The sequence below is a fragment of the Roseovarius sp. B-10 genome (assembly GCF_056859295.1).
Genome location: NZ_JBSXOE010000044.1, coordinates 136,195 through 161,701, shown reverse-complemented (window position 1 = coordinate 161,701; position 25,507 = coordinate 136,195). Strand labels below are relative to the sequence as shown.

Here is a 25,507-nt window from a genome sequence, read left to right as displayed (position 1 = left end):
CGTAAATACCGGCGGGCGGAAATCGACAGGGGCGGCCCGCGCCGCCCCTGCCATGTTCGCTCAGTGATCGACAGCCGCTGCCGCACCCCTGGGCACGCGCACGCTTTCGACCAGGTCCTCGATCTCTTGCGGGATCGGGGCCGTCATCTTCGACACGGTGAAGGCCACCGCGAAGTTGATCATCGCACCCACCGCCCCGAAGGAGGTCGACTTGATCGTGCCAAGCAGCGGATCGGCGTCGGTGAAGCTGTTGGTATCGGGGATGAAGAACCATCCCTTGTGCAGGAAGATGTAGATCAGCGTCACCGCGAGACCCGCGATCATGCCGGCCACAGCGCCCTTGTTGTTCACCTTGGTAAAGATGCCCATCATCAGCGCCGGGAAGATCGACGCCGCCGCCAGACCAAAGGCCAGCGCCACGGTTTGCGCGGCAAACCCCGGCGGGTTGAGACCCAGGTAGGTGGCCACCACGATTGCCGCCGCCATCGCGATACGGGCCGACAGAAGCTCACCCTTCTCCGAAATGTTCGGGCTGAACCGTCCCTTGATCAGGTCGTGGCTGACCGCCGAAGAGATGGCCAGCAAGAGGCCCGCAGCCGTCGACAGCGCGGCGGCAAGACCACCGGCAGCGACCAGACCGATCACCCAGCCCGGCAGGTTGGCGATCTCGGGGTTGGCCAGCACGAGGATGTCGCGGTTGAAGTTGGTCAGCTCGTTGCCTTCCCACCCATTCGCGGCAGCCTTTTCCTGCATCTCGGCGTTCTTGTCGTTGTAGTACTGGATACGCCCGTCGCCGTTCTTGTCCTCCCAGCCCAGCAAGCCGGTCTTCTGCCACGTGGCCATCCAGTCATACTTGGGATCGGCATCGATCTGCTCGACGGAAACCGCCTGCGCATCGGTGCCGTTGGGCCACATCAGCTCGGTGATGTTGAGCCGTGCCATCGCACCCACAGCCGGGGCCGTGAGGTAGAGCAGCGCGATGAAGACCAGCGCCCAGCCCGCCGACCAGCGCGCATCGGCCACGCGGGGAACGGTGAAAAAGCGCATGATCACATGCGGCAGACCGGCGGTGCCGATCATCAGCGACAGGGTAAAGAGCACCATGTTGAACGTATCGCCATGATGGGCGGTATACTCGTTGAAGCCCAGTTCGCGCACGATCTGGTCGAGCTTGGCCAGAAGTGGCTCGCCGGAGGCGACATGATCGCCGAAGAGACCCAGCGCCGGGATCGGATTGCCCGTCAGTTGCAGCGAGATAAAGATCGCCGGAATGGTATAGGCCATGATCAGCACGACATATTGCGCCACCTGCGTATAGGTCACGCCCTTCATGCCGCCGAACACCGCGTAGGCAAAGACCACACAGGCACCGATCAGCAGACCGGCGGTGTTGCTGATCTCGAGGAACCGGCCAAAGGCCACGCCAACGCCGGTCATCTGGCCGATCACGTAAGTGAGCGACGCCACGATCAGACAGATCACCGCCACCATGCGCGCGGTCGGGCTGTAGAACCGGTCGCCGATGAACTCGGACACCGTGAACTTGCCGAACTTGCGCAGGTAGGGGGCCAGCAGCAGCGCCAGCAGCACGTATCCGCCGGTCCAGCCCATCAGGAAGGTCGAGTTGTCATAACCGGTAAAGGCAATGAGGCCCGCCATCGAGATGAAGCTTGCGGCCGACATCCAGTCAGCAGCGGTGGCCATGCCGTTGGTGACAGGGTGAACACCCCGGCCAGCCGCATAGAATTCAGAGGTCGATCCAGCGCGTGCCCAGATCGCGATGCCGATATAGAGCGCGAAGGATGCGCCCACGAACAGCAGGTTGAGTGTAAACTGATCCATTGTCCCCGGCTCCCTTATTCTTCACCGACGCCGTGTTCGGCATCGAGCTTGTTCATCCGCCAGGCGTAGAAGAAGATCAGCGCCAGAAAGACCAGGATCGAGCCTTGCTGCGCGAACCAGAACCCAAGGTCGGTGCCGCCCACGGCGATCCCCGACAACATGGGGCGCAACAGAATGCCGAACCCGAACGAGACCAGGGCCCAGATCACCAGGCTCCAGAGAATGATGCGCACATTGGTTTTCCAATATGCCTTTGCAGCTTCCTTGTCGGACAAAGCGTGTCCTCCCTTTGTCAAAGGTTTCCTCCTGCCCGGGCCGGGACCATCCCGGCGCGGGCGTTCCCTTACGCGACAGCCTCTCGGACCACCGCGGTCAGTGCTTGGGCCACGGCGTCGATATCGCGCATGGCATCGACGCGGGCGAGCACGCCCTTGCCGTCGTAATAGTCGATGAGCGGGGCGGTCTGCGCGTGGTAGGCGCGCAGGCGGCTCTCCACCGTCTCGGCATTGTCATCGGCGCGGCGGGTCATCTCCGTGCCGCCGCACTTGTCGCAGGTGCCGTCCACGGCGGGGGTCTTGAACGTGTCGTGATACCCCTCGCCGCAGCCCGCGCAGGTGAAACGCCCGGAAATGCGCGTCACCATCGCGGCATCGTCCACCTCGAGGCTGATCGCGGCGCGGATGTCTGCGCCCATGTCCTCCATCAGCCCATCCAGCGCCTCGGCCTGTACCGTGGTGCGCGGAAAGCCGTCGAGAATGACGCCATTCGCGCAGTCGGGCTCGGCCAGCCGGTCGCGAAGGATGGCGATGACGATCTCGTCCGAGACCAGATCGCCCGCCTCCATCACCGCCTTGGCCTGGAGCCCCGCCTCCGTGCCCGCCTTGACGGCGGCGCGCAGAAGGTCGCCGGTAGAGAGCTGCGCCAGCCCGAAGCTGTCTTCCAGCATGCGCGCCTGCGTGCCCTTGCCCGCACCCGGCGGCCCGAGCAGGACAAGGTTGGCTTGGGTGCGGGGGGTGTCGATTCCGTCCATCATCACAGCCCCCTCACGCGGCGGCGCGGTTGGCGATGAGATCATCGACCACCGACGGATCGGCCAGCGTCGAGGTGTCGCCGAGGCTGTCAAAGTCGTTCTCGGCGATCTTGCGCAGGATGCGGCGCATGATCTTGCCCGAACGGGTTTTCGGCAGGCCCGGTGCCCATTGAATGACATCCGGCTTGGCGATCGGGCCGATTTCCTGACGCACCCAGTTGGCAAGCTGCGTGCGCAGCTCGTCCGTGGGCTCGACCCCGTCCATCAGGGTGACATAGCAATAGATGCCCTGCCCCTTGATATCATGCGGATATCCCACGACCGCCGCCTCGCTGACGGTCGAATGCGCAACCAGCGCGGATTCGACCTCCGCCGTGCCCATGCGATGCCCCGAGACGTTGATCACGTCATCGACACGACCGGTGATCCAGTAATCGCCGTCCGCGTCGCGGCGGCAGCCGTCGCCGGAGAAATAGTAGCCCTTGAACATCTCGAAATAGGTCGAGACGAACCGCTTGTGATCGCCCCAGACGGTGCGCATCTGCCCGGGCCAGCTATCCTTGAGCGCCAGAACGCCCTCGGTCGCCCCCTCCAACTCGTTGCCCTGATCGTCGAGCACGACGGGGGCCACGCCAAAGAACGGCTTGGTGGCCGAGCCGGGCTTGGGATCGGTCACGACGCCGGGCAGCGGCGTGATGAGGATGCCGCCGGTCTCGGTCTGCCACCACGTATCCACGATGGGGCAGCGGCCCTTGCCGACATTCTCGTTATACCAGTTCCAGGCCTCGGGATTGATCGGTTCGCCCACCGAGCCGAGGATGCGCAGGCTCGACAGATCGCTGCCTTCGACCGGGGCCGTGCCCTTGCCCATCAGGGCGCGGATGGCGGTGGGGGCGGTGTAGAACTGCGTGACCTTGTGGCGCTCGCAGACCTGCCAGAAACGGCCCGCATCGGGATAGGTCGGCACGCCCTCGAACATCAGCGTGGTGGCCCCGTTGGCCAGCGGACCATAGACGATATAGCTGTGGCCCGTCACCCAGCCCACATCGGCGGTGCACCAGTAGATGTCGCCGGGATGGTAGTCGAATGTGTATTCATGCGTCATCGACGCGTAGGTGAGATAACCCCCCGTGGTATGCACCACGCCCTTGGGCATGCCGGTGGAACCGGAGGTGTAGAGAATGAACAGCGGGTCTTCGGCATTCATTTCCTCGGGCGGGCAATCGGTGCCGACCTTGTCGGCCTCTTCATGCCACCAGAAATCTAGGCCCGCGCGCCACGCCACCTGATCGCCGGTGCGCTTGACCACGAGGCATTTCACATCGTCGGTGTCATGCAACAGGGCCTGGTTGACGTTGTCCTTGAGCTTGGTCTTGCGCCCACCGCGCGGCGCGTGATCGGCGGTGATCACCAGCTTGGCGTCGCAGCCATTGATCCGCGCGCCCAGCGCATCAGGCGAAAACCCCGCGAAAACGATCGAGTGGATGGCACCGATGCGGGCACAGGCCAGCATCGCATAGGCCGCCTCGGGGATCATCGGCAGGTAGATCACCACCCGGTCGCCCTTCTCAACGCCCAGGCCTTTCAGGACATTGGCCATCTTGCAGACCTGCGCGTGCAACTCGGCGTACGTGATGTGCAGCGCCTCGTCGGTGGGCTCGTCGGGCTCCCAGATGATGGCGGTCTGATCGCCGCGCTCCGCCAAGTGCCGGTCGATACAGTTTGCCGCCACGTTGAGCGTGCCGTCCTCGAACCACTTGATCGAGACGTCGTCATAGGCAAACGATGTGTTCTTCACCTTGGTGTAGGGTTTGATCCAGTCGAGCCGCTTGCCGTGCTCGCCCCAGAACCCTTCCGGGTCGCGAATCGATTCGGCATACATGCGCGCATAGTTTTCGGCATCGATGTGAAATCCGCTTTCCCCAACGGCAACTACACTCTTGTCCATAACGGGTTGTCCTCCATCCCTTGTGTGTTCGTGCGTCGTGGTCACGCACCGAAACGTCTCCCGGGACGGGGATACAACAAAATCGGTAAAAAATTAACGTTGAGGAAATTATTAAGGAAAATCATGTGAAAATATGGACGTCTACGGCAAATGAGTTGTAAATTACTTTACTATTTCGGAGTTCGATGGCCCGCCGCCATGTACCCAGCGGTCCGACCTTGCCCAGCTCCCTTGATCCCGCGGCCAAAGCGCACAATTGTGAGCCAACCCGCCACGGAGACCCGATGCCCTACGCCCATTCCGACAAGACGCCCCCCGTCCTCGCCAACCCCGCGCCCGAAGTGCGGGAGCGCGACAAGCTCGAGGGCGGCAAGCGTTTCGTCATGCACACCGAGTACGAGCCGGCGGGCGACCAGCCCACGGCCATTGCGGAACTGAGCGAGGGCGTGCGTGACGGCGAGCGCGACCAGGTCCTGCTCGGGGCCACCGGCACAGGCAAGACCTTCACCATGGGCAAGGTCATCGAAGAGACACAGCGCCCCGCCATCATTCTCGCCCCCAACAAGACGCTGGCCGCCCAGCTCTATGGCGAATTCAGGGGCTTCTTTCCCGAGAACGCGGTGGAATATTTCGTCAGCTTCTACGACTACTACCAACCCGAGGCCTACGTGCCGCGCTCGGACACCTTCATCGAGAAGGAAAGCCAGATCAACGAACAGATCGACCGGATGCGCCACTCGGCCACCCGCGCTTTGCTCGAACGCGACGACGTCATTATCGTGGCCTCGGTCTCGTGCATCTACGGCATCGGTAGCGTCGAGACCTATGGCGCGATGACCCAGGACCTGGTCGTGGGCCGCGATTATGACCAGCGCCAGATCATGGCCGACCTCGTGGCGCAGCAATACAAGCGCAACGACCAGGCGTTCCAGCGCGGCTCCTTCCGGGTGCGCGGCGACAGCCTGGAAATCTTCCCCGCCCACCTCGAGGATCGCGCATGGCGGCTCTCGTTCTTCGGCGAGGAACTGGAGAGCATCACCGAATTCGACCCGCTGACCGGGGAAAAAACCAACAGCTTCGACAAGATCCGCGTCTACGCCAATTCGCATTACGTGACGCCAAAGCCAACGATGCAGCAGGCCATCATCGGGATAAAGAAGGAGCTGCGCCAGCGGCTGGATCAGCTCGTCGGCGAGGGCAAGCTGCTGGAGGCGCAGCGGCTGGAGCAACGCACGCAATTCGACCTCGAGATGCTCGAGGCCACCGGCGTCTGCAACGGGATCGAGAACTACTCTCGCTACCTCACCGGCCGCGCGCCGGGCGAGCCACCCCCCACCCTCTTCGAGTTCATCCCCGACAACGCCATCGTCTTCGCCGACGAGAGTCACGTCTCGGTCCCGCAGATCGGCGGCATGTACAAGGGCGACTACCGGCGCAAGTTCACGCTGGCCGAGCACGGCTTCCGCCTGCCCTCCTGCATGGACAACCGACCGCTGAAGTTCGAGGAGTGGAACGCGATGCGTCCGCAATCCGTCTTCGTCTCGGCCACCCCGGCGGCATGGGAGATGGAGCAGACCGGCGGCGTCTTCACCGAGCAGGTGATCCGCCCTACCGGCCTTATCGACCCACAGATCGAAATCCGCCCCGTCGAGACACAGGTCGACGATCTGCTCGACGAGGTGCGCCGCGTGGCCGAGGCAGGCTATCGCACGCTCTGCACCACGCTGACCAAGCGCATGGCCGAGGACCTGACCGAATACCTGCACGAACAGGGCATCCGCGTGCGCTATATGCATTCCGACATCGACACCATCGAGCGGATCGAGATCCTGCGCGACCTGCGCCTCGGCGCCTTCGACGTGCTGGTGGGGATCAACCTCTTGCGCGAGGGACTGGATATCCCCGAATGCGGGCTCGTCGCCATTCTCGATGCGGACAAGGAGGGCTTCCTTCGCTCGGAAACCTCGCTCATCCAGACCATCGGTCGCGCCGCGCGCAACGCCGACGGGCGGGTGATCATGTATGCCGACCGCATCACCGGCTCGATGCAGCGCGCCATCGACGAGACCGATCGCCGCCGCGCCAAGCAGCTCGCCTATAACGAGGAACACGGCATCACCCCCGCCACGATCCGCAAGAACGTCGAGGACGTGCTGCAGGGGCTCTACAAGGGTGACGTGGACATGAACCGCGTGACCGCGAAGGTCGACAAGCCGCTGGCGGGCGCGAACCTGCAAGCGGTGCTCGAAGGGCTGCGCGCGGACATGCGCAAGGCCGCCGAGAACCTGGAATTCGAAGAGGCCGCGCGGCTGCGCGACGAGGTCAAGCGGCTGGAAGCGGTGGATCTGGCCGTGGCGGACGATCCCCTGGCGCGTCAGCAGGCGGTGGAGAAGGCAAGCGAGGCCGCCGTCGGCTCGCGCGGTCGCTCAACGGCGGGACGACCGGGACAGCACGGGGGGAATGTGAAGCGGCGGAAAAAGGGCTAGCGGCGCATATCCGCGCGGCCTATATTCTGCGTATGGATACCCGCCTTCAAACCCTGATGGAACGCGCCGACGCCAGCCTTGATGCGCCCTCACGCGCCACGCTGGCCGAGATCGTGGACGGCTTCATCGCCACCCATGCCGGTGCGCCGGACTTCACCGAAGAGGAACGCGCCCACCTGCGCCGGATCGACGGCGAGCCTTTCACGCCCGCCGACAGCGAGGCCGTCGCCACCCTCTTCGCGCGGCGTGGCTGATCCGCTCTGGTCCGCCCGCGCGCTGGCCAGCCTGACCGCACAAGACGACTATCTCCGCCCCCTCAAACCCGCCGCCGCCGATGCCGTGCTGTCCGAGGTCGAACGCTTGGCAGAATTGATCGCGGACTTCCCGCACATGGGCCGCCGCATCGACGGCACCGGCCTGCGCTACCACGTCACCACACGCTATCGGTATCGAGTGATCTACAGGGTGCGGGGGGGGCGGGTGGAAATCGTCGAGGTGTTGCATCCGAGGCGGGGGTGAGGGAGAGTAAAGCGCGTGGTCGGTCAACGGCGGGACGACCGGGGCAGCACGGGGGAAATGTGAAGCGGCGGGGGAGGTGAAGATGGTGAAGCGTCCACCCATTCCCAGGGAGTTAGCTTTTGATGTGCGGTACGCCAGCGCTCAAGCCTGCGCTGTGTGCCAGAAGCCGAATATTCAGCTTCACCATATTGACGGTGATCCAACCAATAATGTGGCTTCCAATCTCGTAGCACTTTGCCAAGAGCATCATGGTGAAGCGCACACACAAAGAGGCCTTACAAGTAACTTTTCTCAAGAACGAGTACGCGCGGTTAAATTAAAATGGGAAACGGAGGTAAGAAGCCGCCGGGAAAAGACTATAATTACTGGGAATCCAATATCGCAAAAAGAAACGGCTGACCATATACTCTGGCCATGCATTAACATAGAGCGACTAACTCAGCTTTGTAGAATTCACGGACTTAAACTAAACACTTATCCCGAAGGCTATCATCTTTATGATCGAGGTTTCATTGATGAGTATGGGCTCCCCTACTCTGATGCCCTTTTCCCAGAGAGCAAGAACTTTTTGTCGAATTCAATTTTTGAACGCTTACCGTTCCCAGAAGGACACAGGCTCAATTACTGCTACGCCAATGCAATTTCAGATTTAATCAAATGCCGTTCCGTCGGCTATGTGACAACAAAAGGCTTAACGAGAACTGCCCTCAAGCGGCTAGCTCAGCCGGGCTCGCTAATTTTCGTTTCTCGCGGTTTCCGCTTCCGAGATCATCAAAAAGAAAGCAACTATGCTATTCGTGAAGTATACACCTTTCGGAACAATATTAGACTTACATTCTTCGTGGATACTCGCTGGATGTTAGGAACCTCCGCTAAGTGCGTCACCTTTTCAGGTCATGCTAGGATTGGAGCACTCCTTCTAATCAAGGATATCAGAAAAGAATCAAAAGAACTGATTATAAATGCTACGCCTGTGGCACTGGGTATTCATGCTCTTGAACCTGTATAGAGTGATACATCAAGAACGCCGCGGGGGTGCCAACCCACCATCCCCGCACCACCCCGCACCGACGGGGCATCCCCCACCCTACATCCCTTAACCTCCCCTTAACCAACCGCCCCGCATGCTCACATCATGCAAAACCGCAATTCTCCCCTCACGCCCGAGGTCTGGCTGCATGACCTCTTCACCTCCAAATCCGTCCAACAGGGCACCGTGATCCGGCGCAAAGCGCGCGACATTGAGCGCTTCGCCGACATGGACCTCTTCCTGCGCGAGATCGACCGGCGCGGCTATCGGGTGATCGAGAACTCGGGCCAGATCATCATCTTCTGCAACCGCGCCCCGATCCGCTGGCTCATCCCCGGCGCCCCCCCGATTTCTTCAAAAGAAATCGGACGAAGCACGACTGTCTGACAGATCACGCCCCGTTAACCCGCTCCCCGCGCCCCAAACCCCACCGACGCAATACCGACAGGATACCGACGGGATGCCGACAGCCAAAATCGCCTGATTTCCGCCCGTTAACCCCGGTTCGCCACCCTTCGCCAGAATCCGACACGGTCATGTCGAAAACGCGCTGGCCTTCCGGGCGGCACCTGCGATGCTGGCGTCATCATGCGCCTGATCATCTCCTTCGCCGCCCTGTTCCTCTCGGTCGTCCTGCTGCAGCTTTCCACCGGCGGGGTCGGGCCGCTGGATGCCCTCTCGGGGCTGGCGCTCGACTACACCACCGCGCAGATCGGCCTCCTGGGCTCGGCGCATTTTTTCGGTTTCTTTCTGGGGTGTTGGTACGCCCCGCGGCTGATGGGGACGGTCGGGCACAGCCGCGCCTTCGCCGCCTTCACCGCCGCTGGGGCCATCGGCCTCTTGGGCCACATGATGGTCACCGACCCCTATGCCTGGGCCGTCATGCGGGTGGCCTCCGGCCTCTGCGTGGCGGGGTGCTACACGGTGATCGAGGCGTGGCTTCAGGCCAAGGTCACCAACGCCACCCGCGGGCGCACCATGGGCGTCTACCGGGTGGTCGACATGGGCGCCTCGCTGGCCGCCCAGCTGCTCATCTCGGTGCTGCCCCCTGCCACGTATTTTTCCTATAATCTCCTGGCCTTACTGTGTTGCGCGGCGCTCCTGCCGCTGACCCTGTCGCGCCTGCGCCAGCCCGAGACACCCGCCGCCCCGCGCCTGCGCCCGATGCTGCTGGTGGCCCGCTCGCCGCTGGCCACGGCGGGGGTTCTGGTCGCCGCCCTCTCGTCGGCCTCCTTCCGCATGGTCGGCCCCCTCTACGGCCAGCAGGTCGGCCTCGCCGTGGACCAGATCGCCGGGTTCCTCGCGGTTTTCGTGCTGGGCGGCGCGGTCGCGCAATACCCCGTGGGATGGCTCGCCGACCGCTACGACCGCCGCTGGGTGCTGATCGGCCTGTCACTGGCGGCCATCGTATCGAGCGTCACGACCGCCATGACCCACGATCTGGGCACCGCGGGCGTGCTGGCGACGGCCTTCTTCTTCGGGCTCACGACCTTCCCGATCTACTCGGTCTGCGCGGCCCATGCCCATGATTTCGCTGACAGTTCCGAGCGGGTAGAGCTGTCGGCGGCGCTGATGTTCTTCTTTGCCGTGGGGGCAATGGCAGCGCCGCTCATGGCCTCTGCACTGATCGAGCGGTTCGGCCCGGGGGCGATGTTCGCCATGATAGCAGTCGGGCATGCCGGGCTGGTGCTTTTCGGTCTCATGCGGATGCTCGCCCGGCCCCCGGCCAAGGCGCGCACACCCTATGTCTGGGCACCGCGCACCTCGTTCCTCATCGGGCGTCTGACCGGGCGCAGCCGCGACCGCGACTGAGCGCCTCAGTCCTCGCGCGCGTCCTCCGCCGCGCTTTCCTCGGCGGTCTCCACGTACCATTCCTGCGCTGCTGCCAGCGCCACCGGCGAGCCCGTCGGCGACACACCCACATAGGCCCCCGTCTCATCCACCGGCACCCCGGGGCGGCAGGTCATCCGCCACGTGGCATGGGCGGCGATAAGCGCGAACAGCGCCGCCAGGAACAGCCAGAACCCGTGCGGCCCGACGATGTCCATCAGCTGCCCCGTCACCATCGGCCCGGCGATCGCCCCCATCCCGTAGACGAAAACCAGCCCGCCCGAGGCAGCGGCCATGTCCTCGACCTCGAGGAAGTCGTTGGTATAGGCGATGAACAGCGAATAGAGCGGCGAGGCCATGCCCCCCATGACGAATCCCAGCACCAGCAGCGTCTCGAAATCGACGCCGAGGAACGCCCCCACCCCGGTACTCACCGCACCCACTGCCGCCACCCCGAGGATCAGCCAGCGCCGGTCCATCCGGTCCGACAGCCACCCGATGGGCATCTGAAACGCCACCGCGCCGGCAAAGATGGCGGCGACAAATCCGCTGATCTGCGCCACGCTCAGCCCCGCCTGTGCACCATAGACCGAGGCCATGCCGAATTGTGCCGCGAAGATGCCGCCGAGGATCAGCATCCCCACGCTCGCCAGCGGCGAGCTGTCATAGAGCTGGCGCAGCGTCATCGGCTTGTCGGTCTCGAAAGCGGGCGTCGGCGAGGCCGACAGCAGGATCGGCGCAAAGCTCAGCGACACGAGGATCGAGGGCACCACGAACAGCAGGTAGCCCCCGGCGTCACCGAGGTTCATCAACCCCTGCGCCGCGATGATCCCCGAGGTCTGGGCGATCATGTAGGCCGAGATGATCTTGCCGCGCGTGGTATTTGTGGCGGCGTTGTTGAGCCAGCTTTCGGCGGTGACGTAGACCCCGGCGAGACAGAAGCCCAGCAGCACCCGGATCACCGTCCAGCTATAGGGATCGGTCAGCACGGGGAATGCGATGAGCCCCGCCGAGAGGAACGAGCCCAGCGCGGCAAAGACCCGCACATGCCCCACCCGGCGGATCATCTCGGGCGTCACACGGCTGCCGGCGAGAAAGCCTACGAAATAGGCCGAGGTGATGATCGACAGCTCCAGCGTGCCAAAGCCCTCGATGCCGCCGCGCACACCCATGAGCGTGGCCTGCATGCCGTTGCCAATCATGACCAGCATCATGCCCAGCAGCAGCGCCCAGACCGAGCCGATAACCTTGAACATCGCGGCGATTCCCTCTCGGCTGATGGCCCTTTCTCGCCCGCGCCGCTACACCCGCGCACGGACCGCGTCAAACCGGATTCGCATCCCCCGCACCGCGCCCGCGCACATGCGCAAATATGCGGCAGGCGGGGGTGCGGCCTCTGGCCCTTTGGGCACGGGGCGGTTAAACGCGGGAGAAGCAGTTCCAGGCGACAAAGGCAGTCCGGCACGATGGCACGTCACCTCATCACCTCGGCGATCCCCTATATCAACGGGATCAAGCATCTCGGCAACCTCGTGGGCAGCCAATTGCCCGCCGATCTCTACGCGCGCTATCTGCGCGGGCGCGGCCACGAAGTGCTCTATCTCTGCGCCACCGACGAGCACGGCACCCCCGCCGAGCTTGCCGCCGCCAAGGCGGGCAAGCCAGTGGACGAGTATTGCGCCGAGATGTGGGCCGTGCAGAAACGGCTCTCCGACGGGTTTCGCCTCGGGTTCGATCATTTCGGACGCTCTTCCAGCCCGCAGAACTGCCGCCTGACCCAACATCTCGCGGTCCGCCTGCACGAGGCCGGGCTGATCGAGGAGGTGCGTGAGAAACAGGTCTATTCTCCAACCGACGGGCGCTTCCTGCCGGATCGCTACATCGAGGGCACCTGCCCCAATTGCGGCTATGACAAGGCCCGCGGCGATCAATGCGAAAACTGCACGAAGCAGCTCGATCCGACCGACCTGATCGACCCGCGCTCGGCCATCTCCGGCGCGACCGATCTCGAGGTGCGCGAGACGCGCCATCTCTACCTGCGCCAGTCGGTGATGCGCCGCGCGCTCAGCGACTGGATCGACACCAAGGTCGACTGGCCGGTACTGACCACCTCGATCGCGCGCAAATGGCTCAACGATGGCGATGGCTTGCAGGATCGCGGCATCACCCGCGATCTCGACTGGGGCATCCCGGTGCAGTTCGAGGGCGCGCCGTGGTCGGGAATGGAGGGCAAGGTCTTCTACGTGTGGTTCGACGCGCCCATCGAGTACATCGCCTGCGCCGCAGAATGGGCCGAGGCACAGGGGCTGGAGGCCAAGGCGTGGGAACGCTGGTGGCGCACCGACAAGGGCGCCGCCGATGTGCGCTACACCCAGTTCATGGGCAAGGACAACGTCCCATTTCACACGCTCTCCTTTCCGGCGACACTGATGGGCGCAAACCATGACGGGTCCGAGCCGTGGAAGCTCGTCGATTACATCAAGTCGTTCAATTACCTCAACTATGACGGCGGCCAGTTCTCCACCAGCCAGGGGCGCGGCGTGTTCATGGACGACGCACTCGACATCCTGCCGGCCGATTACTGGCGCTGGTGGCTGCTGAGCCATGCGCCCGAGAATTCCGACAGCGAATTCACCTGGGAGAATTTCCAGGCCTCGGTAAACAAGGACCTCGCCGACGTGCTGGGCAATTTCGTCTCCCGCGTGACCAAGTTCTGCCGCTCGAAATTCGGCGAGCAGGTGCCCGAGGGCGGCGAGTATGGCGCACAGGAACAGGCGCTCATCGACCGGCTCTCGGCGCGGATCGGGGACTACGAGGCGCATATGGAGGCGATCGAGATCCGCAAGGCGGCCAGCGCGCTGCGCGCGATCTGGGTCGAGGGCAACGAGTACCTGCAAGACGCCGCGCCTTGGGCCACCTTCAAGGAAGACCCCGGGCGCGCGGCAGTGCAGATCCGGCTCGCACTCAACCTCGTGCGGCTCTACGCCGTGCTGTCCGCGCCCTTCATCCCCGACGCGGCGCAGGCAATGCTGGCGGCGATGAAAACCGACGACACAAGCTGGCCCGACGACGTCCCCGCCGCGCTCGACACGCTCGCGCCCGGCCACGGATTCGAGGTGCCCGAGGTGCTCTTTGCCAAGATATCCGACGAGGCGCGCGAGGACTGGCAGGCGCGGTTCTCCGGCACGCGGGGCTGAGGGGCGCGAGCGGGCGTCTCCGGCCTTGAGCTACCATTCAGCGCACCGGTTGAGGAGCCGCGCGAGGGCAGGATGCGAATGGCAGGAACAGGCCATAACGCCCCCGCGCGCGCGCCCTTTCCCACTACCGCCTTATGTCAAAATGCGTGCCCCCCTCCGGCACCGCCTCCTGCACCGTCACCTCGCGCACCACCGCCGCCGGCGGCCCCTTGTGCAGCGCGGCGAGCATCGCATCCACGTCGCGCGCCGGACCCTCCAGATGCGCGCGCACGGCCCCGTCGGCCTCGTTGCGCACCCAGCCCGACAGGCCGCGCCCCTGCGCCTCCACCTGCGCCCAAGCGCGAAAGCTCACCCCCTGCACCCGGCCCCCGACACGCACCCCGACTGCCTTGATCCCAGACATGTTGGCCTCCCTTTCCAGCACCGCCATCCTAGCACGATCCGCCTTGACCGGGCACCACTTCCCCGCCATATGCCACAGCCATGACACCGCTCTCGCAAATCCGCAATTTCTCCATCGTGGCGCATATCGACCACGGCAAATCCACCCTTGCCGACCGGCTGATCCAGATGACGGATACCGTCGCCGAGCGGGACATGAAGGAACAGTTGCTCGACTCCATGGATATCGAGCGCGAACGCGGCATCACCATCAAGGCCAACACCGTCCGCATCGACTACACCGCCGATGACGGCCAGCAATACGTGCTCAACCTCATCGACACGCCCGGCCACGTGGATTTCTCCTACGAGGTGTCGCGAAGCATGCGCGCGGTCGAGGGCTCGCTCCTGGTGGTGGACAGCACGCAAGGGGTCGAGGCGCAAACACTGGCCAATGTCTACCAGGCCATCGACGCCAATCACGAGCTTGTGCCGGTGCTCAACAAGATCGACCTGCCGGCCTCCGATCTCGAACGCACCGCGCAGCAGATCGAGGAGGTGATCGGCATCGACGCCTCCGGCGCGATCCCCGTCTCGGCCAAGACCGGCGAAGGCATCCGCGAGACGCTCGAGGCGATCATCGCCCACCTGCCGCCGCCCACGGGCGACGCCGACGCACCGCTCAAGGCCATGCTCGTGGACAGCAAGTACGACCTCTACCTCGGGGTCGTCGTGCTCGTGCGGATCATGGACGGCGTGATGAAGAAGGGCGACCGCATCCGCATGATGCAGACCGGCGCCACCTACAATGTTGAGCGCATCGGCGTGTTCCGCCCGGCGATGACGGTAGTGGACGCATTGGGACCGGGCGAGATCGGCTTCATCACCGCCTCGATCAAGCAGGTGCGCGACACCCGCGTCGGTGACACGATCACCCATGAAAAACGCCCCTGTGCAAAGGCACTACCAGGCTTCAAACCCTCGGTGCCGGTGGTGTTCTGCGGCCTCTTCCCGGTGGATTCCGCGCAGTTCGACGACCTGCGCGACGCCATCGAGAAGCTCGCCCTCAACGACGCCTCCTTCAGCTACGAGATGGAAAGCTCCGCTGCCTTGGGCTTCGGCTTTCGCTGCGGGTTTCTCGGGCTCCTGCACCTCGAGGTGATCCGCGACCGGATCGAGCGCGAATACGATATCGAGCTGATCACCACCGCACCGTCGGTGGTCTATCACCTCTACATGAAGGACGGCGAGCGGGTCGATCTGCACAACCCCGCCGACATGCCCGACCCTTCGCTCGTCGACCGGGTCGAGGAGCCGCGCATCAAGGCCACGATCCTCGTGCCCGACGAATATCTCGGCGACGTGCTCAAGCTCTGCCAGGACCGTCGCGGCCTGCAACTCGACCTCACCTACGCGGGCAGCCGCGCAATGGTGGTCTATGACCTGCCATTGAACGAGGTGGTGTTCGACTTCTACGACCGGCTCAAATCGGTGACCAAGGGCTATGCCTCGTTTGATTACCAGCTCGAAGGCTACCGCGAGGACCGGCTGGTAAAGATGCAGGTTCTGGTCAATGACGAGCCGGTGGACGCGCTGTCGATGATGGTCCACCGCGACCGGGCGGAGATGCGCGGCCGCGCGATGTGCGAGAAACTGAAGGACCTGATCCCCCGCCACATGTTCAAGATTCCGATCCAGGCGGCCATCGGCGGCAAGATCATCGCCCGCGAGACGCTCTCGGCGCTGCGCAAGGACGTGACGGCGAAATGCTACGGCGGGGATGCGACACGCAAGAAAAAACTCCTGGAGAAGCAGAAGGCCGGCAAGAAGAAAATGCGCCAGTTCGGCCGCGTGGAAATCCCGCAGGAGGCGTTCATCTCGGCGCTGAAGATGGATGGATAAACGCGAATGACCGGATTTGTCACAGCCGCCAGCGCAAAGCTTCGTTCAACGCGGGCTTGATACGCGCGGCAGCGGATCGGCATGGTCGCGAAAAGGCCCCCGGCCTGCCCAACCCTGTCAGGAATCGGTGAACAGCCCGCCATATTCAGCTCGCAGGACGTTCTTCTGCACCTTGCCCATCGTGTTGCGCGGCAGCGCGTCGAGTAAGATAAGTTTGCGCGGATGCTTGAAGCGCGCCAGCGACCGTGTCGCCGCCGCGCCGATCGCATCGAGATCGGGTGTCATGCCCGCTTGCGGCACGAGAAACCCGACCACCGTTTCGCCGAAATCGGGATGCGGCACACCCACCACCGCGCTTTCCAGAACGCCGGGTTGATCGTCGAGCAGCAACTCGATCTCCTTGGGATAGATGTTGTAACCGCCGGAGATGATCAGATCCTTGTTGCGCCCCAGGATCTGGACATAGCCGCGATCGTCGATCAGCCCCAGATCGCCAGTGATAAAGAACCCGTTCTCGCGCAGTTCCTCCGCCGTTTTCTCGGGCATGTTCCAATAGCCCTTGAACACGTTGGGTCCGCGCACCTCGATGAGACCGATTTCGCCCTGCGGCAATATCTCGCCACTCTCGGGATCGGTGATCCTCAGCTCCACCCCCGGCAGCGGGAACCCCACCGTGCCCGCGCGCCTCTCGCCGTCATAGGGGTTGGAGGTGTTCATGTTGGTCTCGGTCATGCCGTAGCGTTCGAGGATGCGGTGCCCGGTGCGCGCCTCGAACGCCACATGCGTTTCGGCCAGCAGCGGGGCCGAACCGGAGGTGAACAACCGCATATGTGCCACCAACTCGCGGGTAAAGCGCGGATCGTCCAGCAGCCGGGTGTAGAAGGTCGGCACCCCCATCATCGTAGTGGCGCGCGGCAGGTGCGCGATCACCTGGTCGAGATCGAATTTCGACAGAAAGATCATCGCGCCACCGGCCAGAAGCACGATGTTGGTGGCGACGAACAGGCCGTGGGTGTGAAAGATCGGCAGAGCGTGCAGCAGCACATCATCGGCGCTGAACTGCCAGTACGCGACCAGAACCTCGGCATTCGACAGCAGGTTGGCCTGTGTCAGCATCGCCCCCTTCGACCGGCCCGTCGTGCCCGAGGTATAGAGAAACGCCGCAAGATCATCGCCATCGCGCGGGATGGTGTCGAAGGTCTCTGGCATATCCCGGGCCGCGTCGGACAACGTGCCGCTGCCACCCGCATCGAGCGTCATGAGCACCGCGCCCGCCGCCTCGGCCATGGGGCGCAGCGCATCGGCGCGGGCGCCGTCGCACAAGAGCAGTTTCGCGCTGCTGTCGGTCACGAAATACTCGAGTTCGTCCCCGGTATAGCCGGTATTGAGCGGCAGGAACACGATGCCTGCCTGCACGCAGGCGGCATAGACGGCAAGCGCCTCGGGCGATTTCTCGATCTGAGCCGCAAGCCGGTCGCCGGGTTCGAGCCCCGCCACGCAAAAGGCATGGGCATACCGGGCGGCCAGCCGCAAGAAGGCGTCATAGCTGAGCGTGCCGCCATCCGCGAGATACAGGAACGGGGCCGTGCGTCCCGCATGGCAACCGAAGAGCGTGTCGTAGAGGGGATTAGCCATGGTCTTGTCCTTCACTCCGTCGTCTTGGCGGAGGCTGCGGCGAGCGCCGTGACATCGGGCGAGGCCGCGATCTCGCCCGACGCTGCAAATCGTTCGTGGTTCTGCGAAATCTGGCGCAGGTCGTAGAGGTAGTTCACCATCACGCCGCCCGATTGCCGCTGCCCGTTGGGCGAGCGGTCCGCGCCCGCGTGGATCGCGTGGACAGAGGCCCCGTTGCCCAGATGGAACCGCGCCACCGGATCGTAGGGCCCGCCCTTGTCGCGCTTGGCGTTCAGCAGGTAATGCGCGGCGATCTGGCGGCGGGCGTCGTTCGTCTCTGGCATCGCGGTGCCGGTCTCGTCCATCCAGCGGGCGAGGCCCGGAATCGGCGAGAGGGTGACGAAGGTCTTGAGATTGGGCAGCTCCTGCGACAGATCGGCCACCACCTGCTTGATCAGCGAATTGCCAAACGAAATACCCGCGAGCCCCGACTGGCAGTTGGAGATCGAGTAGAACACGGCCGTGTCCGCCGCGTCGGGCGCGATGGCCTCGCGTTCCTCCGACAGCACGTCATGGATTGCACCGGGAATGCCGCGGCTGAGCGCAACCTCGACGAAGATCAGCGGCTCGTCGGGCATCGCGGGGTGGAAAAAGCCGAAACAGCGCCGGTCCTTGGGCGCCAGACGACGGCGCAGGTCGTCCCAGCTGTCAATCGCATGCACCGCCTCATAGGCGATGATCTTTTCCAGCACATCCGCCGAACTGGTCCAGTTGATCGGGCGCAAGACCAGAAAGCCGCGATTGAACCACGAAGCGAAGAGGTGCTTGAGATCGAGATCGACCACTGAAAGCGCCGGATTGTCGTCCGCGAGGCGCAAGAGGTCCGCCCGCATCGCCACAAGCCGCGCCGTGGCCCCTGGCACCTGGTTGAGACGGCGGGCCAACTCCTGGCGCGGCGGCTCGGCGGCATTCATGAATGCGCGATAGGTCTTGCGGTCCGGCGCGGTCTCGAACGCATTGAGCGTGTCGCGCACCGCTTCTGGATCGACGCCCATATCCTGCGTCAGAAACTCGAAGAACGCGAGCTTTCCCTCATCCTCGAGGCCCGCGTAACGGTCCAGGATCAGCCGCGCAAGCGCCATCCCCGACACCTCGCCGGAACTGCCCAACAGATCACGACACAGCGCCTCGATGCTTCGATTTTGCCGGTCAGGCTCGGACGCACCACGATAGCGGCGCTCGAACACCGTCGACAAGAGGTCAGCAAGAACGCTCATCAGCCCATCCCCATCACTGCATTCGGCAACCATGTGGCCAGTCCCGGAAACAGGCACAAGAGGATGATTGCAAGGATCATGCAACCGACATAAGGCAGCGAGCCGTAGAGGATCGTCTTGAGCTTGATATCGGGGGCGATGCCGTTGATCACGTAGAGGTTGAGACCGACGGGAGGCGAAATCAGGCCGATTTCCATGTTGATGGTCAGCACCACCGCGAACCAGATCGGATCGAACCCGGCGATGGTAATGATCGGCAGCAGAATTGGTGCCGCCATCAGGATCACCGCCACGGGGGGCAGGAAGAAACCGGCGATGAGCAGAAAGACGTTGATCGTGCCCATCAGCACCCAGCGATTGACGTCAAGCGTGCCGATCCATTCGGCGATGGACTGGGTGATGAAGAGCGACGAGAGCATGTAGGAAAACACCCCCGCCGCCGCGATGATGAACAGGATCATCACGCTTTCGCGGGTGCTGTCGCGCAGCACCACCCAGAGCGCGCGGGGATCCCACAGCTTGTAGATCACCATCGCGATCACCAGGCACAGCAGCGCACCGACGGCGGCGGTCTCGGACGGCGTAGCGATGCCGCCATACATTGCGTAGAGCACGCCGAGGATGATCGCGAGAAAGGGCAGGACGCGGGGCAGGATCTCGAATTTCTGCGCCCAGGTATAGGGGGTCACGCGCAACAGGTTCACATCGCCCGAGCGCCACGTCTGGTAGAGCGACCAGGCCATGAAGAGCACCACAAGCAGAAAGCCGGGAATGACCCCCGCCAGAAAGAGCCGGCCAATCGAGGTCTCCGTGGCGATGCCGTAGACGATCATGGTGACCGAGGGCGGGATCAGAATACCGAGCGTGCCGCCCGCCGCGATGGAGCCTGCGGCGACGGAATCGGGGTAGCCGCGCTTGCGCATCTCGGGGATGCCCATCTTGCCGATGGCGGCACAGGTGGCGGGCGAGGAGCCGGACATCGCCGAGAAGAGCGCGCAGGCCCCGAGGTTGGAGATCACGAGGCCGCCGGGCACACGGGTGAGCCACCGCTCCAGCGCCTCGTACAGGTCGGCACCCGCCCGCGTCGAGGCGATGGAGGCACCCATGATGATGAACATCGGGATCGACAGAAGCGCGAAATTATCAAGCTTGCCAAAGAATATCTCGGGCATGAGCTCCAACGAGCGCATCCCGTCAAAAATGATCAGGAACCCGCCCGCGACGATCAACAGACCGACCGCGACCGAAACACCGGAAAACAGCACGACGATGGTCGCGATGGCGACGACGAGGCCAAGCAGAAGCGGATCCATCAGGCGTCCTCCAGTCCGAAAGCGGTGTCGATATCGAGGATGAGGGCCACGAGATCAGCCACCAGTTGCAACAGGAACAGGCCAAAGCCCACCGGGATGGCGAGGTAGGGTATCCACAGCCGCACCGCCCAGACCGTGTCGGAGGTCCATCCGCGCGCCCAGGCGAAATGCCAGAAGTCATAGCCGTACCAGAGCATGCTTCCCACGACGAGGATGGAGAGCGACAGCGTCAGAATCCCCAGCCCCTTGCGCATGCGGCGCGGCAGGGCGAGCGGGATCAGGTCCACGTTCACATGCCCGCGCAATCGCTGGACGTAGGGCAAACCCAGAAGCGTGGCCGCGATCATGAGGTAGATCACCGCCTCGGTCTGCCAGATCGTCGAGCCGTTCATCACGAAACGAATCCAGATCATCTGGCAAGTGATCAGCACTGCCGAGACGATCATGCCGGCCGAGATCCAGCCAGCGAGAGTCGAGATCGCGGCAACAGCACGCAGGAATGGATTGTTACCGGTGCGCGCGACGGCGCCCGAGGTCTGGCCAGACATTTGGCACTCCTGATGGTCGTCGGGGTTTCAGTCCAGGGATGCCGCGCCCGATCGTGGGGCGCGGCATGGGTGTCACGTCACTCGACGGCAAGCGCCATGTCGAGCAGGTCCTGCCCGTCGGGCACCTGTTCGACAAATGCCTTGTAAGAGGTTTCCTGCGCGATCGCGCGCCAGGCGTCGAATTCTTCCTGGGTCATGTGGGCGATTTCGACACCGGCCTTCTCGAATACCTCGACCGAGTTGGCGTCCTGCTTCTTGGCCTCTTCGAGGTAATAGGCTTCGGCCTTTTCAGCCCCGGCCAAGAGCGCGGCCTGCTGGTCTTCGGTCAGACCTTCAAAGGTGGTCTTGTTCATCAGGAGCGGCTGATACATGAACCACAGCGCCACGTCGCCTGCGGGGGTGTAGCAGCTCACCTGCTCGTAGATTCGGTAAGAGACGAAGGACGAGGACGAGGTGTTGGCCGCATCCAAAACGCCGGTCTGCATGGCGTTGTAGATTTCCGAGCTTGCCATCGACGCGATCGAGGCCCCTGCCCCCGCCAGCATCTGCTCGAACGCCTTGCCCGCCGCCCGGGTCTGAAGGCCCTGGATGTCTTCTGGCTTGGTGATGCACTTGTCCTTGCCGGCGAACCCGCCCGCAAGATAGCCATGCACCAGAACCATCACGTCATCCTCGGCCATTTTCGCCTCGATCGCCTCCATGAAGGGGCTGTCGGACAGGCGCGCGGCGTGATCGTGGTTCTTCACGAGGCCCGGCATCAGGGTGAGGTTGTAGGCGGGTTGCTGACCGCCCGCATAGCTAAGCGGCAGAACCGTCATGTCGAGCTGGCCACGGCTGAGCGGGGTGTATTGCTCGCGCGGCTTGAACAGCGATTTGGAACCGAAAATCCTGATCTCCAGATCGACATCGGCGGCGGCAACCTCGTCGGCAACCATTTGCGCCACCTTGTGACGCACGTCGCTGTTGGACCACTGGTGCGACAGGCGCAGTTCGGTGGCGTTTGCCATTCCCCCCAGAAGCAGCACGCTTGCGGCCATGGCCGCGGTGAATGTGTGTTTCATGTTTTCCTCCCATTACTGCCTTGGGGCCGTCTGACCCGCGAGCATGCGTGCAGTCTTTGGTGGTTTGAATTCAAAGTCAAGATTTTTGTATACAAGAAATTCCATCTTGCGCACAAAGTCTTTGCCGCCTAGACTTTTTTCATGTCACAACGCCGGGCCGATATCATTGCGGATGCGCTGGAGGAGCTTGTCTTCACCGGCGGGTTCAACGATGGCGACCGGCTGGACGAGATCCGGCTGGCGCGGCAGTTCGACGTGTCGCGCACGCCAATCCGCGAGGCGTTGCAGCGGCTTGTGGCCTCGGGCCTCGCTGAACAGATACCGCGCCGGGGGGTGTTCATCCGTCAGCCCGGCCCGGTCGAGCTGATGGAGATGTTCGAGACCATGGCCGAGATCGAGGGGGTCTGCGGTCGGCTGGCGGCGCAGCGTATTTCCGAAACCGCCTTGCAGGATCTGGACGCCGCCAACGCCCGCTGCACGGCCGCGGTGGAGGCGGGCGATACGGATGGCTATTACCGCGAGAACGAGCAGTTCCACCACGTGATCTATCATCAGGCGGGCAACGGGTTTCTGGAGCAGGAGGCGCTGCGCCTGCACCGGCGACTGAAGCCGTTTCGCCGGTTGCAACTGCGGTTGCGCGGGCGGATGCAGCAATCCATGGCCGAGCATGAGGCAATCGTCGCCGCCCTGCGCGCGGGCGAGGCGGAGCGTGCTGCAGAGGCGCTGCGCGGCCATGTCGCCATTCAGGGCGAGAAGTTCCACCTCTTGATGTCGAGCCTGCGCGACGCGGCGGAATGACCCCCGAGGCACGCTCGCAATAGCGGGATCGGGATGGATTCCGGCGCGGTTCGCAAGATCGGGCACTCTCAGCCGCCCTTCGCCCCGCGACGCCAAGGCCCAACCTCGACATCTGCCAAAGCGACACTATTTCTTTCTGAACGTCACAACAGGAGGACCAAATCATGAAATATCTCGCCCTTATCGCTTCCCTCACCTTCGCGGTGCCGGCCATCGCCGGGCAGTGCCCGATGGATATGTCCAAGATCGACGCAGCCATGGAAGAGGCCAGCCTCACCGACGCCGAGATGACCAAGGTCAAGGAATTGCGTGCCCTCGGCGAGGAACAGCACGAGGCGGGCGACCATGCAGCCTCGGTCGCCACGCTTGCCGAGGCCAAGGACATGCTCGGAATCAACTGATCTGACCATTCCGGATCACGGGCGGCATCGCGACCCGTCGCCGATGCCGCCCCGCCAAGCCCGGGCCACCGCAGGGTGGTTGCCAACCCACCGTCCCCCACACCTGTCGCAACGGCGGGTTGCCGCCTGCCCTACGGCGCGCCCCTTGAAACATCCCCTCTCGCGTTCCCACCTCGAAGGCGACAGCGAAAGGAGGACCAGCATGGACCGTCTGAGCTTCTATCTCACCCTTGCCACCGGGCCCATGACGGTGGGGGCGCTCGTCATCACCGTTCTAACCCTTGGCTACTACTCGTGGCCCGCCATCGGCGGGGCAGCCGCCGTGGGCGCGCTTGCCGCGTGGCCGCTGGCCTACGTGATCTCCCGGCGCATCAAGCGGCGGGATCCGAATTTCGATCACACGCGCGCGGGCGGCCTCGTTCCCAGGCCATCGCAACCGGAAGTGTGACTCACGCGGGTGGCCCGGCCCGCTTCACTCCACCGCCTGTTCCACCGCGCGCCCGGCATTCTGCAAGTCGCGCCCGGCGCCCTGCACCGTCTCACACGCCGCCAGCGCCATACAGGCTAGCAGCCCGATCATCGTCCGTTTCATGTCGCGTTCTCCTGTTTCATCCCCTCATCCATATAGCGCAGGCCGACTGCCCGCAAACTCGATCGCAAAGATGCCAAAAGGCCGCCGGGTTTCCCCGACGGCCCGCGCTCATCACGCTTTCACCTTCAGAAAAAGCCGAGCTTGTTGGGGTTGTAGCTGACCAGCATGTTCTTGGTCTGCTGATAGTGGTCAAGCATCATCTTGTGGTTCTCGCGCCCGACGCCTGACTGCTTGTAGCCACCAAAGGCCGCATGCGCCGGATAGGCGTGATAGTTGTTGACCCAGACACGCCCCGCCTCGATCGCGCGGCCAAAACGATAGGCACGGCTGCCGTCGCGCGTCCAGACACCGGCCCCGAGGCCGTACATCGTGTCATTGGCGATGGCGAGCGCCTCGGCCTCGTCCTTGAAGGTCGTGACACTGACGACGGGGCCAAAGATTTCCTCCTGGAACACCCGCATCTTGTTGTGGCCTTTCAGAATCGTGGGCTGCACGTAATAGCCCCCCGCCAGGTCGCCATCCATCGGCGCAGCATCGCCGCCGACCAGCACCTCGGCCCCTTCTTCGACGCCGATGGTGAGATAGGACATGATCTTGTCCTGCTGCTCGGCACTGGCCTGCGCGCCCACCATCGTCTCGGGATCACGCGGATCGCCCTGCTTGATCGCCTTCACCCGGGCGATACAGCGGGCGATGAATTCCTCGTAGATATCCTCCTGGATCAGCGCGCGGCTGGGGCAGGTGCAGACCTCGCCCTGGTTAAAAGCGAAGAGGACGAAACCTTCGACGGCCTTGTCGAGGAAGGCGTCATCTTCTGCCATCACGTCCGAGAAGAAGATGTTGGGCGACTTGCCCCCCAGTTCCAGCGTGACGGGGATCAGGTTCTCGGTCGCGGCCTGCATGATCTTGCGCCCGGTCTCGGTCGAGCCGGTAAAGGCGATCTTGGCGATACGCGGCGATTTCGCGAGCGGCGCGCCAACCTCGGCGCCCATGCCGTTGACGATGTTCAGCACGCCGGGCGGCAGCAGATCGACGATCAGCTCCGCCAGCACCATGATCGCGGCGGGGGTCTGTTCCGCCGGTTTCAGCACGATGCAATTGCCCGCCGCCAGCGCCGGGGCCAGCTTCCACGCCGCCATCAGGATCGAGAAATTCCACGGGATGATCTGCCCCACGACGCCCAGCGGCTCATGGAAATGATAGGCGACCGTGTCATGGTCGATCTCGGACATGGTGCCTTCCTGCCCGCGCAGCACGCCCGCGAAGTAACGGAAATGGTCGACCGCCAGCGGAATATCGGCGGCCATCGTCTCGCGAATGGGCTTGCCGTTGTCCCATGTCTCGGCCTGCGCCAGGATTTCCAGATTGGTTTCCATCGCCTCGGCGATCTTGAGCAGGATGTTGGCGCGTTCGGTGGCGGATGTCCGCCCCCAACCCTCCTTCGCGGCATGGGCGGCATCGAGCGCCAGTTCCACATCCGCCGCGTCCGAGCGCGCCACCTCGCACACGACCGCGCCGGTGATTGGCGTGATGTTCTCGAAATAGTGCCCGTTCACGGGCGGCACGAACGCGCCACCGATGAAATTGTCGTAATGGGCTTTGAAGGGCGCGCCGTGGCGGCCTTCGACCTGTGTCATCTCGTTCATTCGGGTTTCCTCCGGTTGCCCCCGGTCCTCCGCCGGGAATGAGGATACCCTGCGCGCCACCGCGCACCCCGTCACCCCGTGCACCGGGGACG

24 protein-coding genes are annotated in these 25,507 nt (G+C 63.7%); 11 read left to right on the top strand and 13 right to left on the bottom strand.

Annotated elements, in window-relative coordinates:
• Positions 1–60: 60 nt before the first annotated feature.
• From AC13D8_RS19980 to acs, 4 genes are all read right to left on the bottom strand, one after another.
• Complete coding sequence (locus AC13D8_RS19980) at positions 61–1,842, bottom strand: sodium:solute symporter family protein (RefSeq protein ID WP_482970281.1); 1,782 nt, start codon at positions 1,840–1,842, stop codon at positions 61–63.
• A gap of 14 nt (positions 1,843–1,856) precedes the next feature.
• Positions 1,857–2,117 carry a DUF4212 domain-containing protein gene (locus AC13D8_RS19975; RefSeq protein ID WP_050662583.1) on the bottom strand — a complete coding sequence of 87 codons (261 nt, stop codon included), beginning with the start codon at positions 2,115–2,117 and terminating at the stop codon, positions 1,857–1,859.
• Positions 2,118–2,185: 68 nt separating this feature from the next.
• Positions 2,186–2,872, bottom strand: a complete 687-nt coding sequence (locus AC13D8_RS19970; RefSeq protein WP_482970357.1) for an adenylate kinase — start codon at positions 2,870–2,872, stop codon at positions 2,186–2,188.
• Between the two features lie 13 nt (positions 2,873–2,885).
• Positions 2,886–4,820, bottom strand: a complete 1,935-nt coding sequence (gene acs / locus AC13D8_RS19965) for an acetate--CoA ligase (RefSeq protein WP_482970280.1) — start codon at positions 4,818–4,820, stop codon at positions 2,886–2,888.
• A gap of 284 nt (positions 4,821–5,104) precedes the next feature.
• Here acs and uvrB point away from each other — a divergent pair, with 284 nt between their 5' ends.
• The 6 genes from uvrB (at position 5,105) to AC13D8_RS19935 (ending at position 10,667) form a co-directional block, all read left to right on the top strand.
• Positions 5,105–7,306: an excinuclease ABC subunit UvrB gene (uvrB, locus tag AC13D8_RS19960; protein WP_482970279.1), complete on the top strand. Its 2,202-nt coding sequence runs from the start codon at positions 5,105–5,107 to the stop codon at positions 7,304–7,306.
• Between the two features lie 32 nt (positions 7,307–7,338).
• Positions 7,339–7,560, top strand: coding sequence for a hypothetical protein (locus AC13D8_RS19955; RefSeq protein ID WP_482970278.1), 222 nt, complete (start codon positions 7,339–7,341; stop codon positions 7,558–7,560).
• The gene (locus tag AC13D8_RS19950) at positions 7,553–7,825 is read left to right on the top strand and encodes a type II toxin-antitoxin system RelE/ParE family toxin (RefSeq protein WP_482970277.1); all 273 of its coding nucleotides are present in this window, start codon (positions 7,553–7,555) and stop codon (positions 7,823–7,825) included. Before AC13D8_RS19955 ends, AC13D8_RS19950 begins: the two co-directional genes overlap by 8 nt.
• An 82-nt stretch (positions 7,826–7,907) precedes the next feature.
• Positions 7,908–8,834 carry an HNH endonuclease signature motif containing protein gene (locus AC13D8_RS19945; protein WP_482970276.1) on the top strand — a complete coding sequence of 309 codons (927 nt, stop codon included), beginning with the start codon at positions 7,908–7,910 and terminating at the stop codon, positions 8,832–8,834.
• A gap of 126 nt (positions 8,835–8,960) precedes the next feature.
• Complete coding sequence (locus AC13D8_RS19940) at positions 8,961–9,242, top strand: aspartate aminotransferase (RefSeq protein ID WP_482970275.1); 282 nt, start codon at positions 8,961–8,963, stop codon at positions 9,240–9,242.
• 201 nt (positions 9,243–9,443) lie between these two features.
• Entirely contained in the window at positions 9,444–10,667 is a 1,224-nt protein-coding gene (locus AC13D8_RS19935) for an MFS transporter (RefSeq protein WP_482970274.1), read from the top strand.
• A gap of 5 nt (positions 10,668–10,672) precedes the next feature.
• On the opposite strand, the gene AC13D8_RS19930 is transcribed toward AC13D8_RS19935, so the two are convergent.
• A complete protein-coding gene (locus tag AC13D8_RS19930; RefSeq protein ID WP_482970273.1) occupies positions 10,673–11,941 on the bottom strand; it encodes an MFS transporter in 1,269 nt (422 codons plus the stop codon).
• Between the two features lie 210 nt (positions 11,942–12,151).
• Between AC13D8_RS19930 and metG the strand changes: the two genes are divergently transcribed.
• Positions 12,152–13,882: a methionine--tRNA ligase gene (gene metG, locus AC13D8_RS19925; RefSeq protein ID WP_482970272.1), complete on the top strand. Its 1,731-nt coding sequence runs from the start codon at positions 12,152–12,154 to the stop codon at positions 13,880–13,882.
• Positions 13,883–14,006: 124 nt separating this feature from the next.
• Here metG and AC13D8_RS19920 read toward each other — a convergent pair whose 3' ends face one another.
• Positions 14,007–14,285: an acylphosphatase gene (locus AC13D8_RS19920; RefSeq protein WP_129431507.1), complete on the bottom strand. Its 279-nt coding sequence runs from the start codon at positions 14,283–14,285 to the stop codon at positions 14,007–14,009.
• A gap of 80 nt (positions 14,286–14,365) precedes the next feature.
• On the opposite strand from AC13D8_RS19920, the gene lepA reads away from it, so the two are divergent.
• Positions 14,366–16,165 (top strand): translation elongation factor 4, encoded by a 1,800-nt coding sequence (lepA, locus tag AC13D8_RS19915; protein ID WP_482970271.1) that lies wholly within the window; start codon positions 14,366–14,368, stop codon positions 16,163–16,165.
• A gap of 117 nt (positions 16,166–16,282) precedes the next feature.
• Here lepA and AC13D8_RS19910 read toward each other — a convergent pair whose 3' ends face one another.
• The 5 genes from AC13D8_RS19910 to dctP form a co-directional block, all read right to left on the bottom strand.
• Positions 16,283–17,800: a malonate--CoA ligase gene (locus AC13D8_RS19910; protein ID WP_482970270.1), complete on the bottom strand. Its 1,518-nt coding sequence runs from the start codon at positions 17,798–17,800 to the stop codon at positions 16,283–16,285.
• Positions 17,801–17,811: 11 nt separating this feature from the next.
• A complete protein-coding gene (locus AC13D8_RS19905; protein ID WP_482970269.1) occupies positions 17,812–19,056 on the bottom strand; it encodes a malonyl-CoA decarboxylase in 1,245 nt (414 codons plus the stop codon).
• Positions 19,056–20,369, bottom strand: coding sequence for a TRAP transporter large permease (locus AC13D8_RS19900; RefSeq protein WP_482970268.1), 1,314 nt, complete (start codon positions 20,367–20,369; stop codon positions 19,056–19,058). The genes AC13D8_RS19905 and AC13D8_RS19900 overlap by 1 nt, the downstream gene beginning before the upstream one ends.
• Complete coding sequence (locus AC13D8_RS19895) at positions 20,369–20,917, bottom strand: TRAP transporter small permease (RefSeq protein ID WP_129431511.1); 549 nt, start codon at positions 20,915–20,917, stop codon at positions 20,369–20,371. The genes AC13D8_RS19900 and AC13D8_RS19895 overlap by 1 nt, the downstream gene beginning before the upstream one ends.
• Positions 20,918–20,994: 77 nt before the next feature.
• On the bottom strand, positions 20,995–21,978 hold the full coding sequence (gene dctP / locus AC13D8_RS19890; RefSeq protein ID WP_482970267.1) for a TRAP transporter substrate-binding protein DctP: 984 nt from the start codon (positions 21,976–21,978) through the stop codon (positions 20,995–20,997).
• 141 nt (positions 21,979–22,119) lie between these two features.
• Here dctP and AC13D8_RS19885 point away from each other — a divergent pair, with 141 nt between their 5' ends.
• The 3 genes from AC13D8_RS19885 to AC13D8_RS19875 all read left to right on the top strand — a co-directional run bounded on the left by AC13D8_RS19885 (position 22,120) and on the right by AC13D8_RS19875 (position 23,625).
• The gene (locus AC13D8_RS19885; protein ID WP_104017706.1) at positions 22,120–22,776 is read left to right on the top strand and encodes a GntR family transcriptional regulator; all 657 of its coding nucleotides are present in this window, start codon (positions 22,120–22,122) and stop codon (positions 22,774–22,776) included.
• 164 nt (positions 22,777–22,940) lie between these two features.
• A complete protein-coding gene (locus AC13D8_RS19880; protein ID WP_482970266.1) occupies positions 22,941–23,177 on the top strand; it encodes a hypothetical protein in 237 nt (78 codons plus the stop codon).
• Positions 23,178–23,379: 202 nt separating this feature from the next.
• A complete protein-coding gene (locus AC13D8_RS19875; protein ID WP_129431515.1) occupies positions 23,380–23,625 on the top strand; it encodes a hypothetical protein in 246 nt (81 codons plus the stop codon).
• A 24-nt stretch (positions 23,626–23,649) separates the two neighbouring features.
• Here the strand turns inward: AC13D8_RS19875 and AC13D8_RS19870 are convergent, their stop codons facing one another.
• Together AC13D8_RS19870 and adh are read right to left on the bottom strand one after the other, a co-directional pair.
• Entirely contained in the window at positions 23,650–23,769 is a 120-nt protein-coding gene (locus tag AC13D8_RS19870; protein WP_104017707.1) for an entericidin A/B family lipoprotein, read from the bottom strand.
• Between the two features lie 125 nt (positions 23,770–23,894).
• Positions 23,895–25,415 carry an aldehyde dehydrogenase gene (gene adh / locus AC13D8_RS19865; RefSeq protein WP_482970265.1) on the bottom strand — a complete coding sequence of 507 codons (1,521 nt, stop codon included), beginning with the start codon at positions 25,413–25,415 and terminating at the stop codon, positions 23,895–23,897.
• Positions 25,416–25,507 lie beyond the last annotated feature (92 nt).

Excerpts from the sequence above, each read along its gene's own strand:
- AC13D8_RS19900 (WP_482970268.1), bottom strand. The coding sequence starts at position 20,369 with ATGGATCCGCTTCTGCTTGGCCTCGTCGTCGCCATCGCGACCATCGTC.
- acs (WP_482970280.1), bottom strand. The coding sequence starts at position 4,820 with ATGGACAAGAGTGTAGTTGCCGTTGGGGAAAGCGGATTTCACATCGAT.
- AC13D8_RS19885 (WP_104017706.1), top strand. The coding sequence starts at position 22,120 with ATGTCACAACGCCGGGCCGATATCATTGCGGATGCGCTGGAGGAGCTT.
- AC13D8_RS19980 (WP_482970281.1), bottom strand. The coding sequence starts at position 1,842 with ATGGATCAGTTTACACTCAACCTGCTGTTCGTGGGCGCATCCTTCGCG.
- AC13D8_RS19895 (WP_129431511.1), bottom strand. The coding sequence starts at position 20,917 with ATGTCTGGCCAGACCTCGGGCGCCGTCGCGCGCACCGGTAACAATCCA.
- AC13D8_RS19940 (WP_482970275.1), top strand. The coding sequence starts at position 8,961 with ATGCAAAACCGCAATTCTCCCCTCACGCCCGAGGTCTGGCTGCATGAC.
- lepA (WP_482970271.1), top strand. The coding sequence starts at position 14,366 with ATGACACCGCTCTCGCAAATCCGCAATTTCTCCATCGTGGCGCATATC.
- AC13D8_RS19920 (WP_129431507.1), bottom strand. The coding sequence starts at position 14,285 with ATGTCTGGGATCAAGGCAGTCGGGGTGCGTGTCGGGGGCCGGGTGCAG.
- dctP (WP_482970267.1), bottom strand. The coding sequence starts at position 21,978 with ATGAAACACACATTCACCGCGGCCATGGCCGCAAGCGTGCTGCTTCTG.
- AC13D8_RS19905 (WP_482970269.1), bottom strand. The coding sequence starts at position 19,056 with ATGAGCGTTCTTGCTGACCTCTTGTCGACGGTGTTCGAGCGCCGCTAT.
- AC13D8_RS19935 (WP_482970274.1), top strand. The coding sequence starts at position 9,444 with ATGCGCCTGATCATCTCCTTCGCCGCCCTGTTCCTCTCGGTCGTCCTG.
- metG (WP_482970272.1), top strand. The coding sequence starts at position 12,152 with ATGGCACGTCACCTCATCACCTCGGCGATCCCCTATATCAACGGGATC.
- uvrB (WP_482970279.1), top strand. The coding sequence starts at position 5,105 with ATGCCCTACGCCCATTCCGACAAGACGCCCCCCGTCCTCGCCAACCCC.
- AC13D8_RS19970 (WP_482970357.1), bottom strand. The coding sequence starts at position 2,872 with ATGGACGGAATCGACACCCCCCGCACCCAAGCCAACCTTGTCCTGCTC.
- AC13D8_RS19870 (WP_104017707.1), bottom strand. The coding sequence starts at position 23,769 with ATGAAACGGACGATGATCGGGCTGCTAGCCTGTATGGCGCTGGCGGCG.
- AC13D8_RS19880 (WP_482970266.1), top strand. The coding sequence starts at position 22,941 with ATGAAATATCTCGCCCTTATCGCTTCCCTCACCTTCGCGGTGCCGGCC.
- AC13D8_RS19955 (WP_482970278.1), top strand. The coding sequence starts at position 7,339 with ATGGATACCCGCCTTCAAACCCTGATGGAACGCGCCGACGCCAGCCTT.
- AC13D8_RS19910 (WP_482970270.1), bottom strand. The coding sequence starts at position 17,800 with ATGGCTAATCCCCTCTACGACACGCTCTTCGGTTGCCATGCGGGACGC.
- AC13D8_RS19945 (WP_482970276.1), top strand. The coding sequence starts at position 7,908 with ATGGTGAAGCGTCCACCCATTCCCAGGGAGTTAGCTTTTGATGTGCGG.
- AC13D8_RS19930 (WP_482970273.1), bottom strand. The coding sequence starts at position 11,941 with ATGTTCAAGGTTATCGGCTCGGTCTGGGCGCTGCTGCTGGGCATGATG.
- adh (WP_482970265.1), bottom strand. The coding sequence starts at position 25,415 with ATGAACGAGATGACACAGGTCGAAGGCCGCCACGGCGCGCCCTTCAAA.
- AC13D8_RS19875 (WP_129431515.1), top strand. The coding sequence starts at position 23,380 with ATGGACCGTCTGAGCTTCTATCTCACCCTTGCCACCGGGCCCATGACG.